At 71.1% G+C, this 15,999-nt stretch carries 15 protein-coding genes; 4 read left to right on the top strand and 11 right to left on the bottom strand.

Translation table 11 applies throughout. From position 1 onward, the window contains the following. Positions 1-44: 44 nt before the first annotated feature. Positions 45-707 carry an RNA polymerase sigma factor gene (locus tag IPG72_15370; GenBank protein ID MBK6770356.1) on the bottom strand — a complete coding sequence of 221 codons (663 nt, stop codon included), beginning with the start codon at positions 705-707 and terminating at the stop codon, positions 45-47. Positions 708-991: 284 nt separating this feature from the next. Between IPG72_15370 and IPG72_15365 the strand changes: the two genes are divergently transcribed. From IPG72_15365 to IPG72_15350, 4 genes are all read left to right on the top strand, one after another. Then, positions 992-1,549 (top strand): sigma-70 family RNA polymerase sigma factor, encoded by a 558-nt coding sequence (locus tag IPG72_15365; protein ID MBK6770355.1) that lies wholly within the window; start codon positions 992-994, stop codon positions 1,547-1,549. 11 nt (positions 1,550-1,560) lie between these two features. Then, the gene (locus tag IPG72_15360; GenBank protein ID MBK6770354.1) at positions 1,561-2,853 is read left to right on the top strand and encodes a hypothetical protein; all 1,293 of its coding nucleotides are present in this window, start codon (positions 1,561-1,563) and stop codon (positions 2,851-2,853) included. Continuing rightward, positions 2,850-3,977 carry a VWA domain-containing protein gene (locus IPG72_15355; GenBank protein MBK6770353.1) on the top strand — a complete coding sequence of 376 codons (1,128 nt, stop codon included), beginning with the start codon at positions 2,850-2,852 and terminating at the stop codon, positions 3,975-3,977. Before IPG72_15360 ends, IPG72_15355 begins: the two co-directional genes overlap by 4 nt. Before the next feature lie 168 nt (positions 3,978-4,145). Continuing rightward, positions 4,146-5,528, top strand: coding sequence for an NTP transferase domain-containing protein (locus IPG72_15350; GenBank protein MBK6770352.1), 1,383 nt, complete (start codon positions 4,146-4,148; stop codon positions 5,526-5,528). A 68-nt stretch (positions 5,529-5,596) separates the two neighbouring features. On the opposite strand, the gene cdd is transcribed toward IPG72_15350, so the two are convergent. The 10 genes from cdd to hemA all read right to left on the bottom strand — a co-directional run bounded on the left by cdd (position 5,597) and on the right by hemA (position 15,962). Further along, positions 5,597-6,007 (bottom strand): cytidine deaminase, encoded by a 411-nt coding sequence (gene cdd / locus IPG72_15345; GenBank protein MBK6770351.1) that lies wholly within the window; start codon positions 6,005-6,007, stop codon positions 5,597-5,599. A 12-nt stretch (positions 6,008-6,019) separates the two neighbouring features. Next, the gene (locus tag IPG72_15340; GenBank protein MBK6770350.1) at positions 6,020-6,976 is read right to left on the bottom strand and encodes an HlyC/CorC family transporter; all 957 of its coding nucleotides are present in this window, start codon (positions 6,974-6,976) and stop codon (positions 6,020-6,022) included. A 40-nt stretch (positions 6,977-7,016) separates the two neighbouring features. Then, positions 7,017-7,496: an acyl-CoA thioesterase gene (locus IPG72_15335; protein ID MBK6770349.1), complete on the bottom strand. Its 480-nt coding sequence runs from the start codon at positions 7,494-7,496 to the stop codon at positions 7,017-7,019. 8 nt (positions 7,497-7,504) lie between these two features. Then, entirely contained in the window at positions 7,505-8,662 is a 1,158-nt protein-coding gene (locus IPG72_15330; GenBank protein ID MBK6770348.1) for a sigma-70 family RNA polymerase sigma factor, read from the bottom strand. A gap of 286 nt (positions 8,663-8,948) precedes the next feature. Then, positions 8,949-10,454, bottom strand: a complete 1,506-nt coding sequence (gene hemG, locus IPG72_15325) for a protoporphyrinogen oxidase (GenBank protein ID MBK6770347.1) — start codon at positions 10,452-10,454, stop codon at positions 8,949-8,951. 6 nt (positions 10,455-10,460) lie between these two features. Next, entirely contained in the window at positions 10,461-11,579 is a 1,119-nt protein-coding gene (gene hemE, locus IPG72_15320; GenBank protein MBK6770346.1) for a uroporphyrinogen decarboxylase, read from the bottom strand. Next, positions 11,569-12,624 carry a porphobilinogen synthase gene (gene hemB / locus IPG72_15315; GenBank protein MBK6770345.1) on the bottom strand — a complete coding sequence of 352 codons (1,056 nt, stop codon included), beginning with the start codon at positions 12,622-12,624 and terminating at the stop codon, positions 11,569-11,571. The genes hemE and hemB overlap by 11 nt, the downstream gene beginning before the upstream one ends. After that, entirely contained in the window at positions 12,621-13,517 is an 897-nt protein-coding gene (locus tag IPG72_15310; protein MBK6770344.1) for a uroporphyrinogen-III synthase, read from the bottom strand. The genes hemB and IPG72_15310 overlap by 4 nt, the downstream gene beginning before the upstream one ends. After that, positions 13,514-14,446, bottom strand: a complete 933-nt coding sequence (gene hemC / locus IPG72_15305; protein MBK6770343.1) for a hydroxymethylbilane synthase — start codon at positions 14,444-14,446, stop codon at positions 13,514-13,516. Before hemC ends, IPG72_15310 begins: the two co-directional genes overlap by 4 nt. Beyond that, positions 14,412-15,962 (bottom strand): glutamyl-tRNA reductase, encoded by a 1,551-nt coding sequence (hemA, locus tag IPG72_15300; GenBank protein ID MBK6770342.1) that lies wholly within the window; start codon positions 15,960-15,962, stop codon positions 14,412-14,414. The genes hemC and hemA overlap by 35 nt, the downstream gene beginning before the upstream one ends. Positions 15,963-15,999: the final 37 nt, after the last annotated feature.

The following is a 15,999-nucleotide window of genomic DNA, read 5'->3' as shown; positions in this document are numbered from 1 at the left end:
AGATTCTGTAGTGGTGGTGGACAGTGGTGGTGGACTCGATCCCACTATCCGATCGCCGCGCCCACCGCGCCCACCGCGCCGATCGCGCCGACACGCCCCTCGGCCGTTGGGTCCTCGGACGCCAAGAGCTCCCGTAGCCGAGAGCGGCCGTAGAACAGCCGTGACTTCACGGTTCCCGGCGGCACGCCGAGCGTCTCGGCAATCTCGCCGACATCGAGATCATGCAGGTAGAACAGGACGACGACGAGGCGGTGCTTCTCGGGCAGCTGTTGGATGGCGGCGGCGATCGTGCGGCGCAGCTCGCGCGCCTCGATCCGACGCTCGGTCGGCACTTGCAGGGGTGCCGAGACACGCTCCTGTACCGTGTCGAGCGGCACGGTCGCGTGCATTCGTCGTGCCGCGTCGTCGTAGACCAGGTGGATCAGGATCCTCTGCAGCCACGGCCGAAGCGATGCGCTCGGCGCCAAGACGACCTGCCCCATATGGCGGTAGGCGCGCAGAAACGCTTCCTGAACGAGCTCCTCTGCCCGCGCCTGGTGGCGCGTCATCGCCAATGCGGTGCGGTAGAGAGCCAAGTGGTGGCGCGCGTACAGCCCGGCGAACCCGGTTGCATCGCCTGCCTTGGCACGGTCGATCAGCTCGGCATCGGACGGTTCGGCATCGGGCTGGGCCGTATCGGACGGAACGCCCAACCCATCGGATTGCATGGATCGCTCGGAAGGCCTTGCGCGAAAAGCCATTGTATCGACACCTCCTTGAGCGGCCGCCGTCACTCCCGGGGGCCGCGTCCCCTGCCCATTCCAACGGGAACGGTCCGCTGCCGGTTCAATCGGCCGCCCGAGGCCCTCGATGACCCGATGAACCGGCATGCTATGATCGTCGTTCCACATGGCTACTGCTGTGATGTCGTCGGGCCGGTGCGGTCGATCGCATGACCGGGCGTTGCGGGCGGAGGTCACACACGTCGGACGATGCGCGTTTCAACAGGGCGATGATGGCGATTACCCTGCCGAACGAGGCGATGACCGTGGCGGAGACGGGTCGGTTGAGCCCCACTGAGGCTGAAACCGTCTACGCCGACTTGGTGCGCACCCAGCACCGGGCGATCTACAACTACGTCTATCGCATCGTTTGGGATGCGGCCGTGGCTGAAGACGTCACCCAGGATGCCTACCTGCGCGCCTACCGCGCGCTGCGGCGCCTGCCGCGCGATGCCAACTTCCGAGCGTGGCTCTACCGCATCGCCACGAACGCCGCGACGGACGAGCTTCGCCGTCGCAAGCGGCGACCCGCCGAGCTGCTCGGCCTCGCGCCGTCCCTTCGTGCCGACGGCGAGAACGAGGACGAGCGACTGCGGCGACTGGCGATCGAAGGGGCGATGGCCGCGATCGCATCGCATCATCGCGTCATCCTCAACCTGTTCGAGTTCGCCGAGCTCTCGGCGCCGGAAGTCGCCGAGGCACTCGGCATCAAGCCGGAAGCCGCCCGCAAGCGACGGCAGCGGGCGCGCGAAGCGTTGGCCCAGGCGCTCAAAGGGTTCGACCTGTGAGGTGCAGCGACGTGCGGTCGTCACTGACCGAGCGCGACACCCTCGCCCCGTCGACGGCGGAAGCCGTTGCGGCCCACTTGCGGACGTGCGCCGCCTGCGGCGGGGCGATGGCGGAACAGCAGCTTGCGGTGGCAAGGCTGCGCAGCCTGCCGCTGCGAGAGCCGCCGCCCGGCCTCGAAGCACGCTTGCTGGCGCTCCCGACATCCGCCGCTGCGCCGATGTCCCTCTCCCCCGTGCTCACCGAACGGCTCGTCTGGCTCGTTCTGGCGACCGCAACCGTCCTCACCGCATGGGGCGTGTGGCGCGCCGGCGTCGTCGACCCGGGCGGCCGGCATCCCGGCGCGTTCCCGCCCGTCGCGGATGAACGCGGTCGGGACGACGCCGGCGCGCACAACGATGATCCGCGCCGTGCCCAGGGTCTGACCGGTGACGAACTCGCCCTGGCGGGGGCACCGACCGCGGTGGCGCGGCTTCGCCCGATCGACCTTGAAGTCCCGCCGGATGTTGCCGCGCGCGACGACGAAGTCGGACTCGACAACGCGGGGGGCGGGCGCCCCATCGGCGCTCCCCAGGGTCGCGGCCCGCGGAGCAGCGGCGCCGGCATCACCGCGTCGGCGCCCGAGGGGGATGGCGGCGGCCAAGCGAACCCGCCACCCCCGAGCGCCGGCGATCCTCCGGCGTCGCGCCCGAAGCCCGAGGATCGATCGACCGCCCACGCGACGGGGATCCCAACGGCTGCGCCGACCGCCGCTCCGGCGGCGCCGACCGTGTCGCCCTGCACGACCGTGGCGATCTCGGTGCGCATCGTCGCCGACGTCGCCGGTGGCGACAATCCTACCTGTGCCGGCTGCGACGGGCAGTTCGACGACCGCGACCGCGATGTCCTTGCGGCGATGATGCGGTCGATGCCGGCCATGCAGGTCGGCTACTTCTCGGCGACGCAGCCTGACGTGTCGGGCGAGACGACGATCCTGGCCGACGACGTGCGCTACACCGAGGCGGGCGACGTCACGGTGACGTTCAGCGCGTGCGTCGCCCCGAGTGAATGGCCGGTGGTTACGCAGCTCGTCATCCTGCCGGAGGGCGCGTCCGAGGGTTGGGCGGCGTGCCCGTCGACAGGTTTCGAAGCATCGCTGCCGGGGCCGGAAGCGACGACCGTCCAGTTCGCCCTCCGCCAGGCGTGCCCCGTGATTCCACCACCCGCCGATGCGCCTGCGGCGACGTCGGTATCGCCTGATCCGGCTGGGCCGAGCGAGGTCGGATCGGGTGGCGGGCTCGAACCGCCGGCAGGGTCGTCGCCGTGATCCGATGGGCGCTCGTCACCACCACGGCGGCGGCCGTCCTTGCGGCAACCGGCTGGGTGATGCTGCGCCCATCGGCGCTCCATGCGGATGTGATCCAACCGGAACAGGACACCCTGGACTGTCGCGTGACCGGCCGCGCGATCCTGCCGCGCAAGTTGGCGTGCCCGAACGATGCCGTCGAGGTCCGCTTCGCCCTCGACCCCGTTTGCGGGGACGGTTCCGACCGAGGCGCGATCCAGCACCTGCTGCTGCGCCACGATCTGCCCGACGGCATCGTCCCGTTTGCCGGCGCCGAGCAGACCCAGGCGGGTCCGAGCCAGCAGAACCAGTGGTCGATGGAGTTGTCGAACGAGATCAATGCGCACGTCGAGGTCGGACACCGCGTAACAGCGCTGCGCCCCGGCGTGTACGATCTGGGTGCTGCAACGGTCGAGATCACCGATCGCCAAGGGAAGGTGTGGACGTCGCACCTCACCCCGGCAACGCTCGTCGTCAACCCGTGCGGCGCGGAGCCCGAACGGAGGCCGCAAGCTCTCTACTTGCCGCTGGCGATGAGCCCCGGCTGCGCGCCGGTGGCACGGCCGACCGATCTGGTGCTCATCGTCGACCGTTCGGCCAGCATGGGCGCCGGCGGGCTGACGGGCGCGATCGGCCGGGCAACGCGTTTCCTCGATCAGCTGGACCTGACCGTCGACCGGATGGCCGTGCTGGGCTTCGACAGCCAGGTCGAGGTTCTGGCGCCGCTCACGCACGACCGAGCGGTTGTCGAAACGGCTCTCCGAACGCTCACCCCGCGCAACGGCACGCGGATCGATCGGGCCCTGCATGCGGGCGTCGCGCACCTCGAGGAAGGCACGCCGGCCGGCGAGCGCCGCCGGGCGCTGATCCTCATCACCGACGGCGTCCAGATCGGCCCCGGCGGCGAAGCGCCCGTCCTCGATGCTGCGCGCGAAGCGCGGCGCCATGGCGTGACGGTCATCGCCATCGGCGTCGGGCCTGCGCCCAACTGGCCGCTTCTCCGGGCGATCGCCGACAACCCGCCGGAAGGCGTCGCGGGTCTCGACGGCTCGCGGTTGGACGATGCCCTGCACAACGCGGTGGCCACGGTTCGCTGCGCCAGGTAGGGGCGACGCGAACGCGCCGCCCGGTCCGATCGCCCGCCCGTCCGCTCACCACCCGCTCCGCTCCCGATCCGATTCGCTCCCGATCCGACCCGTTGCCCATCCGGTACAATTCGGGTCCGTCGATCCGCTGCGGCCCGACGGCTCTTGCCTTTTCCCGTGAGGACCACGATGCGCGCCATCGTTCTCGCCGGCGGCGCCGGCAACCGGAGCCATCCGCTGGGCGTTCAGCGCCCGAAGTCGCTCTTCCCGCTCCTCGGCAGGCCGCTGATCGGCTGGGTGCTCGAAGCGCTGGCCGACGCGGGTGTACCGGATGCCGTGATCGTCACCGGGCCGGGCGAGGGAGGCATACGAACGGCCTTGGGCGACCGCGCCTTCGGCGTGGCGCTGCGTTATGCGACCCAGGCCTCTCCGCGCGGCCAAGCCGATGCCCTCCGTGCGGCCCGCGCCGAGGCGGGCGACGGTCCGGTCCTCGTCCTCAACGCCAACGACGCCTACGACCCGCGCGTGCTTGCGCGCGTCGTCCGCTCCGTGGAGTCGGGCGGCGATGTCGTCCTTGTCGGGCGGCGGACGACGGAGCCGGAGCGATTTGGGATCATGGTCTTCGACGGCGACGAGGACTCGGTCCATGGAGCGGGCGACGATGCCGATCCATCGGCAGCCGGAGGCCCTCGCCTCGTCGGTGTCGTCGAGAAGCCGCCGCGCCAGGCGGCGCCAAGTGATGTCGCCGTCGTCGGCGTCTATGGCTTCAGCCATGCGATCTGGGCCGCGCTCGACGCCACCCCCGACGGGCCGACGGACGATGCGTTCGAACGCGCATACGGCAGCCTCATCGCGCGCGGGAGCGCGAAGTGGCTGCCCTACGATGGCCCGTTCGCGTCGTTCAAGCACCCGTGGGACGTGCTCGCGGTCGGCGACGTGCTGTTCGAGCGGGCGCGGTGCCGCCAGATCGACCCGACGGCCCGCATCTCGGACTCGGCCGTCATCGATGGCGACGTGATCCTTGCCGCAGGCGTACGCGTGTTCGAGCACGCCGTGATCCGTGGGCCGGCGTACCTCGGGCCCGGCTGTATCGTCGGCAACGGGGCGCTGATCCGCGGCGGCGTCAGTCTGGGGGCGCATTGCGTCGTCGGATACCGCACCGAGATCAGCCACAGCATGATCGGCGATCACACCTGGACGCACATGAACTATGTCGGCGACTCCGTCATCGGGGACAACTGCTCGCTCGGCGCCGGGACGATCACCGCCAACCTGCGCTTTGACGAGGGCCCGATCCGCGTCGCGGTCGGCGACGAGATCGTATCGACCGGCCGTCCGTACTTCGGCGTGATCATGGCCGACGACTGCCGCACCGGCTGTAACGCCGTCCTCCTTCCGGGCCGCAAGATCGGCCCGAACAGCATCGTCGGCCCGGGCGTCGTTCTGGATGCGGATCTGCCGCCCGGCATGATGGCGACGTTGGCCGGCGGCGCGTACACCCTGCGCGACAACCCGATCGACGTCAGCGCGCTGTCCCGCGCCGACCGGATGCGGGCCGTCGCCGGGTCGTAGGGACGCCGCCGACGTCCATCGTCGCCGTGGCCGGCCTCCGGTCGGCCGGCGTGGTTCCGGAGCGACCCCTACCGCGTCAGGTCGGCGGCCGTCCAGGCGAGCGGCAGCAGCTCGCCGAGCGTCCGGACCGTCGGATCACCGTCCGGCGCGGCCATGGCGATCGGCATCGCTGCGTCGGCGAACTCGGCCAGAACCTGGCGGCACAGCCCGCACGGTGATCCCCCGCCCGCGGTCACGACGGCGACGGCCACGACGCGCCGTGCCCCGGCCGCGACCGCGGTCCATACGGCGACTCGTTCGGCGCAGACCGTGGCGCCATACGACGCGTTCTCGACGTTGACGCCCGAAAACGTGCGGCCATCGTCGGTCAGAACGGCGGAGCCGACGGCGTAGCGGGAATAGGGTGCGTACGCGTTCGCGCGCGCCGCACGGGCGACAGCGACGAGGGCGGCGAGGTCGGGCAGGGCGGTCGGGGACACGGGCAGGGGGCGTCAGGCGTGCGACGACAACGGCCGTGCGCCGTCGTTCGCGCCTGGATCCGGCCGAGCGGCCGCTTCGGTGCGAAGGCGCACGACCCGGACCCGCAGGATGCGTGAACCTTCGACGTCGAGAACCTCGATGCGCGCGTCGCCGATCGTCGCGCTGTCGCCCGGACTCGGCACGCGGCCGAGGGCTGAGAAGACGAGGCCGCCGACCGTTTCGACGTCGTCGTCGGCGGGCAGGTGCAGATCGAGGAGATCGTTCACCGCGTCGATGTGGGCGGTGGCCTTGAACGTGCCGCGCCCGGCCATCGCGTCGAGCGACTCGACGTCCGTTTCCTCGGGGTCGTACTCGTCCCGGATCTCGCCGACGATCTCCTCGAGGATGTCCTCGATCGTGACGAGGCCGGCCGTGCCGCCGTACTCGTCGACGACGATGGCGATGTGGACCTTGCTGGCCTGCAGCTCGCGCAGCAGCTCGTCGACCGGCTTGCTCTCGGGAACGAACGTCGGCGGACGGACGAGATCGGTCACCGAGGCCTTGAAGTCCCGGTCGCGAAAGCGCTTGAGCAGGTCCTTGGCGTACAGGATCCCGACCACCGAGTCGAGCGTCTCGTGGTGGACCGGGATCCGCGAGTGCCCTTCGGCGATGATGCAGTCGAGTGCCTCGTCGAGCGTCACGGTATCCGGAATGCTCACGATGTCGACACGCGGCACCATCACCTCGCGCGCCTTGGCCTGTCCAAGCTCGACGACGCCCTCGAACATCTCCTCGATTCGCTCGATCGACGACTCCCCGAGTGTCTCGTCGCCGGATTCGGCGGCAACGAACGTCCGCAGCGCCTCGTCGCGCACATCGACGAGGCCGATGCGCCCGAGACGGCGCGACCACCACGGGCGGCCGAGCCAGCCCGCGAGCAGGCCGATGGTAAAGGCGGCGGCGAATGACGTGAGATCGACGGCGGACATCGTGGTGGCCGTGGTCAGGGGGCGGGACGGGGGAGGGCCGTCAGCCGCGCCGCGCCGCGAGGCGTTGCTCGCGGCGCGCCTGGGCTTCGGCGAAGCGGGTCTTCTCGTCGTCCGTCTCGGGCAGGACGGGCCGCACGGGCTGCGGCGCGCCAGCCGTGTCGACGGCGACGAACGTCAGGAACGCCTGGGCGGCGTTCTGGCGGGTGTCTTCGAACGGGTCCTCGGTCTCGACCTTCACCCAGATCTCCATCGAGGTTGTCCAGGCTCGGGTGACGACGGCCTCGACAACGGCGAAGTCACCGACGCGGATCGGGACGCAGAAACCCACGGCATCGATGAGGACGGTGACGACGGGCTTGCGGGCATGGCGCATTGCGGCCAGTGCACCGATCTCGTCGATCCAACTCATGACGCGGCCGCCGAAGACGGTGCCGTGGACGTTCGCGTCGTTCGGGAACGTCAGGAAGACGGACCGTGCAACCGAGGCCGAGGGGGGTTTTGGACTGAGGTCGTCGTCCACGTGTGGGGTCAGTCGGCCTCGAGGAAGGCGCGGAGACGGCCGGCGCGGTGGGTGTCGCGAAGTCGGGCAAGCGCCTCGGTCTCGATCTGCCGGATCCGCTCGCGGGTGACCCCGAACTTCTCGCCGACCTCTTTCAACGTGTGGGTCTGGCCGTCGAGCAACCCGAACCGAAGCTCGAGGACGCGCGCCTCACGCGGCGGTAGCGCCATGAGCATCGTCTCGATCTCGTCGCGCAGCATCGCGTACGCAGCGGCCTCGGCTGGCGATGGCTGGTCGTCGTCTTCGATGAAGTCGCCGAGCTCCGAGTCCTGGTCCTCGCCGACCGGCTTCTCGAGGGACAGCGGATTGCGCGCGATGCGCATCATCCACTGCACCTTCTTCACCGGCAGGTCGAGTTCGGCCGCCAACTCCTCGAGTGCCGGCTCGCGGCCCAGCGTCTGCTCGAGCTGGCGGCTGACCTGAAAGAGGCGACGGATGCGGTCCGACATGTGCACGGGCACACGGATCGTGCGCCCTTGATCTGCTATCGCCCGCGTGATCGCCTGGCGGACCCACCACGTGGCGTACGTGCTGAACTTGAAGCCGCGTCGCCAGTCGAACTTCTCGACCGCCTTCATCAGCCCGAGGTTGCCCTCTTGGATGAGGTCGAGGAACGGTACGCCCTGGTTCATGTACTTCTTGGCCATGGCGATGACCAAGCGGCTGTTCGCCTTCGTCAGGTGGTGCCGCGCCGCCTCTCCATCGTCGACGAGCGCGGCGAACTGATGGTGGGCCGCGCCGTTGACGCCGTTGGCCGAAAGGCGCAGCGCCGCCTCGAGGCCACGTTCGATGCGCTGGGCCAGATCCACCTCCTCCTCGGCCTTGAGGAGCGGGATGTTGCCGACCTCGCGCAAGTAGAGGCTGACGGTGTCATCGGAATCGATGCCCGTCAGGTCGTAGGCATGGTGCCGGATGTGGACGGGCAGCGAGTCGAGGTCGAAGTCCAGCAGCTCATCGGTGAGAATTCTCTGCGAGACGTCGAAGTCGGCGAGCATCTCGTCGATCGCGTCGGCCATGTGCTCGATGTCGGCCCATTCGTCCGTCGGCACGGCCTCGTCGGCGGCAGGTCGGTGATCGGCTTCGTGGTCATGGTCATGAGTTTGCATGTCATGGTCTGACAGCGCCATCGGTCCAAGCGCCCCGTCCGAGGACGGTAGCTCCCACACTGCTTCCGGCACTGTCTTCCCCCTTAACCCTTCGGTTCCGTCGGCGTCGCCGCGACGAGTTGGCGACTGTCCCCGACATAATGAGCGACCACCCGCCAGGGGCAGTCGCGTATGGCCTGGCCATGGTGCTGGCGCGATTGCGTAGATGCACCGAACACGACCCGGGCAAGAGCCTTGTTAGTCTAACGATCCGGAGGGTCCGTGTCAATACCCTTAAGGTTTCGTCAGCGGGTGGTCAGGCAGGTTTTCAGATCGATTGGCCGTCAGATCGGGGATGGATTGCACCGAGCACCGTCTCCGCCGCGCCGATCGCCTGCCGCACGCAGTCCGGAACGCCAACCCCGCGCCACGTCGCGCCCGCAAGCACGAGCGCGGCGGGGCATGCCGCCGCCGCCGCGTTGACCCGCCCCTCGTGACCGACGTCGTACTGCGGGTTGCCCTTCACCCAACGAAATGCGTGGGCGATCACCGGCGCACCCGTGGCGCCGAGCACCGCGCCCGCGTCCTCCTTGGCCCATTCGACGAGCGTCCCCTCGTCCAGCTCGGCCTCGGACTCGCGCCCATCGCCCCCGTAGAACAGCCGCACGAGCACATGGCCGTCCGGCGCCCGCCCGTCCCACTTGGACGACGACCACGAGCACGCCAGCCACCGCACGCCCTCGGAACGGGGCACGATGATCCCCAGTCCGTCGAGTGGGTGCGCCACGTCGTCGCGGCGGTAGCCGAGCGAAACCGTGGCCGACGAGACGTGGCGCACCGCTCCCGCGATTCGCGCCGCCTCGGGCGCCACGTCCGCGATGAGCCGGGCCGTCGCCGGACCCGGCGTCGCCACGATCACGGCGTCGGCGCCGATGGTCGACCCGTCGGCCAGCGTCACCGTGAACGGGGTATGGTCATCGCGGGCGGCACCGACCCGCCCGTCCCGTGCGATCCGCGCCACCACCGACCGCGTGCGCACGATCCCGCCGAGATCGGTCGCCAACGCGTCGACGAGGTCACCGACGCCGCCCGAGAGGCTCGCGAACGTCGCCGCCGCGCCCGCGCCGTCCTTCGGGCGATCCGTGGCGGAGCGGCGCAGACCGCGTATCAGGCTGCCGTGGCGCCGTTCGAGAGCCGCGAGCTGCGGGAACGTCGCCTCGATGCTCAGCCGCTCCGGATCGCCGACGTGGATGCCGGCCATGAGCGGCGCCGCCAGCCGCTCGAGCACCTCGCGGCCCATCCGCCGCCGGACGAAGTCCGCCATGCTCTCGTCGCCTTCCTCGCGCCGCGCCGGGCGCACGAGGTCGAGCAGCGCGCGCAGCTTGCCGGGCCACGACACGAGCGGTGTGCGCAGGAACGCGCCGAGGTCCGTCGGTGCGGCCAGGCGGAAGCCGGCCGGCAGCGGCACGAGGGCGCCGTCATGCAGCACGAACACCCGCCGCCCGCCCGGCCGCTGCGAGACCAACCGATCGCCCAGCCCCAGCGCCAACGCCAGGTCGCGGGCCCACGGCTTCGTCGTCAGAAAGCTGTCCGGTGCGGCCTCGATGACCCAGCCGTCGCGCCGAACGGTGTGCACCTTCCCGCCGATGCGATCGCCCGCCTCGAGCACGACGATGTCGACCGACCGTCCAGCCTCCGCCGCCAATCGCCGGGCATGCCACGCCGCCGCCAATCCCGTGATCCCGCCGCCGACGACGACGATGCGGCCAACGGGATCAACGGAATCGTCGTGCCTCGCTGCAACGACGCGACCGACACCGATCGACGTCGCCACCCTCCGCTACACGACCTCCCCCTCCCCCAGACTTGGGGGAGGGGGTCGGGGGGTGAGGGCCTCTCTCGCCTGATGCACGTGATCCACCAACCGCCGCACGTTGTCCATCGGCGTCGCGGGCAACACACCGTGGCCGAGATTGAAGATGTGTCCCGTCCGTCCCGCTGCCCGCGCCAACACGTCGTCCGCCCGCGCCTGAACCGCCGGCCAATCGCCGAGCAGCACGACGGGGTCGAGGTTGCCCTGCACGGCCAGATCGCCGAGCTGCGACCACGCCCGGTCGAGGTCGATGGCCCAGTCGACGGAGACGACGTCGGCGCCGGAAGTGGCGATGTCCGATAGGATGCCGGCCGTGCCGGTACCGAAGTGGAGGATCGGGACGCCGGCCGCGCGGGCGATCTCGATCGCACGGCGGGTGTAGGGCAGCGCGTGGGCGCGGTAGTCGGACGGCGAGAGGGCGCCGGCCCAGCTGTCGAAGATCTGGAGCGCCTGCGCGCCGGCCTCGGCCTGGGCGAGCAGGTAGCGGCCGACACGTTCGGCCAGGCGGGACATCAGCGCGTCCCAGGCGGCCGGGTCGTCGAACAGGATGCCCTTGGCGTGCGTGTAGTGCCGGGACGAACCGCCCTCGAGCGCATAGCACGCCAGCGTGAACGGCGCACCCGAGAAGCCGATGAGCGGTCGGCGGCCGTCGAGGGCACGGCGCGCGAGCCGGATGGCTTCGAGGGTGAAGCCAACGCTCTCTTCGATCGGCACGTCCGTGAGCGCGTCGATGTCCGCGCGGCGGCGCGGCGGGTTGTGGATCACCGGCCCCTCGCCGCGGGCGAACGATAGATCCAGACCCATTCCGGGCAGCAGCGTCAGGATGTCGGCGAAGATGATCGCGGCGTCGAGGTCGAAGGCGCGCATCGGCTGGAGCGTGACCTCGAGTGCAAGCTCGGGCGTGCGGATGATTTCGAGGATGTCGTAGCGTTCCCGGAGGGCGCGGTACTCCGGCATGTAGCGCCCGGCCTGGCGCATGAGCCAGATCGGGGTGGCGTCGACCGGCTCGCGGCGGCAGGCGCTGAGGAAGCGGTCGGTGGCCGAGGCGAGCAGGGCCGTCGGACCCGCCGTCGTCTCAGCCGACATCGCCCCGCCCCTCCGCCAGCCACGCGGACGCCTCGAGCGCCCAGTACGTCAGGATCATGTCCGCGCCGGCGCGCTTGATGGACAGCAGCGTCTCGAGCGCGCTCGCCCGCTCGTCCAGCCAGCCGCGGGCGGCGGCGGCCTTGACCATGGCGTACTCGCCCGACACGTTGTAGGCGGCCACCGGCAGGTCGAAGGCGTCGCGCGCCGCAGCGATGACGTCCAGGTAAGCCAGCGCCGGCTTGACCATGAGCACGTCGGCGCCCTCGTCCACGTCCAGCGCCATCTCGCGCAGCGCCTCGCGCCGGTTGGCGGGGTCCATCTGGTAGCCGCGCCGGTCGCCGAACTGCGGCGTGCTGTCGGCCGCCTCGCGGAACGGGCCGTAGAACGCGGACGCGTACTTGGCGGCGTAGGAAACGATCGCGACGTCGTCATGCCCTGCGTCGTCCAGCGCGCCGCGGATGGCGGCCACCATGCCGTCCATCATGCCGCTTGGCGCGACGACGTCCGCCCCTGCCGCGGCGTGGCTGACCGCGACGCGGCCGAGGACGGGCAGCGTCGCATCGTTCAGGACGATCGGACCGTGGCCGTGCGCGTCGACGCCGAGGACGCCGCAGTGGCCGTGATCCGTGTACTCGCACAGGCAGACGTCCGTCATGACGACGAGTTCCGGCGCACGCGCCTTGATGGCCCGGATCGCTTGCTGGACGATGCCGTCGGCGGCGAAGTTCTCGGTGCCGACGGCATCCTTGGCGGCCGGCAGGCCGAACAGGATCACGCCCGGCACGCCGGCCGCGACGACGGCGTCGATGGCCGCCGGCAGGCGGTCGATCGAGCGGTGCGCCTGGCCGGGCATCGCCTCGATGGCGCGCTCGATGCCGGTCCCGTGGACGACGAACAGCGGGTAGATGAAGTCGGCGGGGGTGAGGACGGTCTCGCGGACGAGCCGCCGCAAGCCGGGGAGGCGGCGGAGGCGGCGCGGGCGGTGGGTGAGGAACTCGATGAGCGAGTCGTCGGAAGGGTCGATGTTCGGCTTGCGGATCGTCATTCGGCCGTTCCTTCGTTCGCCCAGCGGGCAGCCAGCCCTTCCATCACCGCCGCCACGAACCCATCCGTCGACCGCTGCCGCGCCACGGCGGCGACCGTCAGCCCCGCGGCCGTTGCTTCGGCCGCCGTCGTCGGACCGATGCACACGGTGGCGGCGCCGGACAGCCGCTCACGCGATGCAGCGTCGAGCCCTTCCGTGAGAGCCCGTACGGCGCTCGGTGACGCGAACGTGACCGCATCGACGCCTTCGGCAAACGCGGCGACGACGTCGGGACCGGGCGCAAGGCTCGTCGTCCGGTAGGCCACGACTTCGTCGACGTGCCAGCCGGCGGCGCGCAGCCCGTCCGGCAGGTCGGCGCGGGCGATATCGGCGCGAGGGAAGAGGGCGCGGGGGGCTTGATCGTCGGTCTCGGTGGCGTTGCCGGACCGCGGCGTTGTCGATGAACCACCCGGTGCGGCAGCGCGAAGCTGTGCGACGAGGCCTTCGGCCGTGCCGCCTTCGCCGACGAGGGCGACGTCGATCCCGGCGCGCCGACATGCCGCCGCCGTCGCCATCCCGACGACCGCGACCCGCGGCCAGCGCGAAGCGGCGGCGGACGAGGCGCCCGAGCGGGGCGGGGCGGCCCACGTGGGACGATCGACGACGGCCTGCACCGCCGTGGCGCTCGTGAAGATCAGCCAATCGTATTCCTCAAGGCGCGCGAGGTGGGCGTCGAGCGGCGACGGTTCATCCCGGTGGGCAACGGCGAACGCGATGCTCGGTGCGGACAGGACGACGGCGCCCAGCGCGCGGAGGCGCGTCGCGAGCGCGTCGTCGCGGTCCGCCGGATGGGTCACGACGATGCGCCGTCCGGCGAGCGGGCGAGGCGTCGGAAGCGTCAGCTCGACGGTCACGCGAACCCGCCGCGCTCGGACTCGGCCAGGATGGCGCCCGCGCCGCTGGCCATCAGGAGATCGGCCAGCATCGAGCCGGCCTCGGTCGGGCTCTGGGTGTGTGTCTTCCAGCGCAGCCGCGCCGACTTGCTGCCATCCGGTCGGCTGACGATGCCCACGAGCGCGATCGTCTCACCGTCCGTCACGGCATGTACACCGATCGGGGCATGGCAGCCGCCGCCGAGGAGCGCGAGGCATGTGCGCTCGGCGGCGACGGCGTCGCCCGTCCAATCGTCGTGCAGCGCGCCGACGGCTTCGCCGGTGCTCAGGTCGTCCGTGCGGATCTCGAGGGCCAGCGCACCTTGCGCCGGGGCCGGGACCATGACGTCCGTGTCGAAGGCCTCGGTGATCCGGTCGGCCAACCCGAGGCGGCGCAGGCCGGCGGCGGCGAGGACGATACCGTCCAGGTCGCCGGCGGCTGCGCGGCCGAGGCGGGTGTCGACGTTGCCGCGGAGCGGTTCGACGATGAGCGCACGGTTCCGCCGCAGGAGCTGGGCGCGCCGGCGGGCGCTGCCGGTGCCGATCCGGGCGCCGGGCGGCATGTAGGACAGGGCGCGGCCGCCCGCGCTGACGAGGCAGTCGCGGGCGTCCGCGCGGAGCGGCACGGCCGCGACGCGCAGCCCGTCGGCTGGGGCGGTCGGGAGATCCTTGTAGGAGTGAACCGCGATGTCTGCGCTGCCGTCGAGGACGGCTTGCTGAACCTCGCGGACGAAGACGCCTTGGCCGATCTCGGCGACCGAGCGGTCCGTGACGGCGTCGCCGATCGTTCGGACGATCGTCAGGTCCACCGCCAAACCAGGCCATGCGGCGCGCAAGGCGTCGGCGACGTGGTTCGCCTGGGCGAGCGCGAGGGCGCTACCGCGCGTCGCGAGGACGAGGCGGTCGCGCATGGGCTGGAGCGGCGGCTTGGGGGGCGAGGGGACGATCGGCCATGCGGTCGACGATCTCGGCGACGAGCCCGTCATCGGAGGCAGCCACAAGCCCGTCGTCGGCGTCGGCGAGCGTCCCGTCGTCAGGGTCGGTGACGAGGCTGTCGATGTTGAACAGCTCGCGCACGGTCGCGGCCAGCTGGAGCGATTCCATCGACCCGGCGCTGGCCTTGATGCGGGCGACGGGTGCGTGGAGGAGCTTGCCGACGAGGGCGACGGAGAGCGCCTGGACGAGCTCGCGCTCGCGCGGACCCAGCGCGTCGAGGCGGCGGAACATGCGGCTGAGCTCGCGGGCGCGGACGCTGTCGGCCCACTGCCTGAGGGCGGCGATCGTGGGCGTGACGTCGAGCGCCGCGAGCCACCGGGCGAAGCGCTCCGCCTCGGCGGTGACGATGGCTTCGACGAGCGGAATCGATGAGGCGCGTTCGGCGAGGTTGGTGGCCACGACGCTCTGCAGGTCGTCGACGTCGAGCAGGCGCACGCCCGGCACGTCGGCGACGCCGGGCTCGACGTCGCGTGGGACGGCGATGTCGACGATGACGAGCGGGCGGTCGGGGCGGGTGCGCATCGCGGTTTCGACGTCGGCTTGCGTCAGGACGGCGTGCGGCGCGCTGGTGGAGGAGAGGACGATGTCGGCGCGGCCGACGGCATCCAGGAGGTGGTCGAACGTGACGGCACAGCCGTTCCATTGGCGCGCCAATGCCATCGCGGCGTCGTAGCTGCGGTTCGTGACGACGATGTGGCTCGTGCCGTCCTTGCCGAAGGCGTGGGCGGCCAGCACGGCCATCTTGCCGGCGCCGATGACGACGATGACGCGGGGACTCGTTGGGGTCGAAAGGCCGACCGACGGGTCTGCCGACGGGTCTGCCGACGGGCGGTCCGAAGCGTCCGTCGACGGAACGATCGGCGAGTCGGTCCGAGTCCGCTGCATCTGCGAGAGCGCGCGCCCGGCCAGCTCGACGGCGGCCGATGGCACGCTGCCGGCGCGGGCATTGATGTCGGTGTCGGCGCGCGCGCGGCGGCCGGCGCGCACGGCGTGCTTGAAGAGGGTGGTGAGGATGAGGTCGGCGGTGCCGGCGGCGCGGGCCTCGGCGGCGGCGGTGCGGACTTGGCCGAGAATCTGCGCTTCGCCGAGGACCATGCTGTCGAGGCCGGCGGCGACGCGAAGCAGGTGGGCGACCGCGTCGGGGCCGGTGTGTAGGTAGATGTGGGGCTCGATCTCGTCGGGGGCTACGCCCGCCGTCGACGCCAAGGCGTGGAGCTGCGCGGCGCACAGCGCGTCGATGTCGTCGCCGGCGGAATAGATTTCCGTCCGGTTGCACGTCGAGAGGACAACGGCCTCGTGCGCCAACCCAAAATTCGAGGCGTCGGTCAAGCCGCGTATGAGATCGTGGCGCGCGGCGTGGTCCAGCGCGACGCGTTCGCGCACGCCGAGGGGGGCGGTGTGGTGAGAGAGGCCTAGGCAGACGATGTCCATGGGGTTCCGGGGGAGGTGGTCGGCGGGCGGCAGGCGT

The sequence above is a fragment of the Candidatus Avedoeria danica genome (assembly GCA_016703025.1).
Taxonomy (GTDB): Bacteria; Chloroflexota; Anaerolineae; order Epilineales; family Epilineaceae; genus Avedoeria; species Avedoeria danica.
The sequence above is the reverse complement of the archived record's forward strand: the minus strand, read 5'-3'. Positions and strand labels throughout refer to the sequence as shown.

Excerpts from the sequence above, each read along its gene's own strand:
- IPG72_15370 (MBK6770356.1), bottom strand. The coding sequence starts at position 707 with ATGCAATCCGATGGGTTGGGCGTTCCGTCCGATACGGCCCAGCCCGAT.
- IPG72_15365 (MBK6770355.1), top strand. The coding sequence starts at position 992 with ATGATGGCGATTACCCTGCCGAACGAGGCGATGACCGTGGCGGAGACG.
- IPG72_15350 (MBK6770352.1), top strand. The coding sequence starts at position 4,146 with ATGCGCGCCATCGTTCTCGCCGGCGGCGCCGGCAACCGGAGCCATCCG.
- IPG72_15340 (MBK6770350.1), bottom strand. The coding sequence starts at position 6,976 with ATGTCCGCCGTCGATCTCACGTCATTCGCCGCCGCCTTTACCATCGGC.
- IPG72_15330 (MBK6770348.1), bottom strand. The coding sequence starts at position 8,662 with ATGGCGCTGTCAGACCATGACATGCAAACTCATGACCATGACCACGAA.
- hemE (MBK6770346.1), bottom strand. The coding sequence starts at position 11,579 with ATGTCGGCTGAGACGACGGCGGGTCCGACGGCCCTGCTCGCCTCGGCC.
- hemB (MBK6770345.1), bottom strand. The coding sequence starts at position 12,624 with ATGACGATCCGCAAGCCGAACATCGACCCTTCCGACGACTCGCTCATC.
- hemC (MBK6770343.1), bottom strand. The coding sequence starts at position 14,446 with ATGCGCGACCGCCTCGTCCTCGCGACGCGCGGTAGCGCCCTCGCGCTC.
- hemA (MBK6770342.1), bottom strand. The coding sequence starts at position 15,962 with ATGGACATCGTCTGCCTAGGCCTCTCTCACCACACCGCCCCCCTCGGC.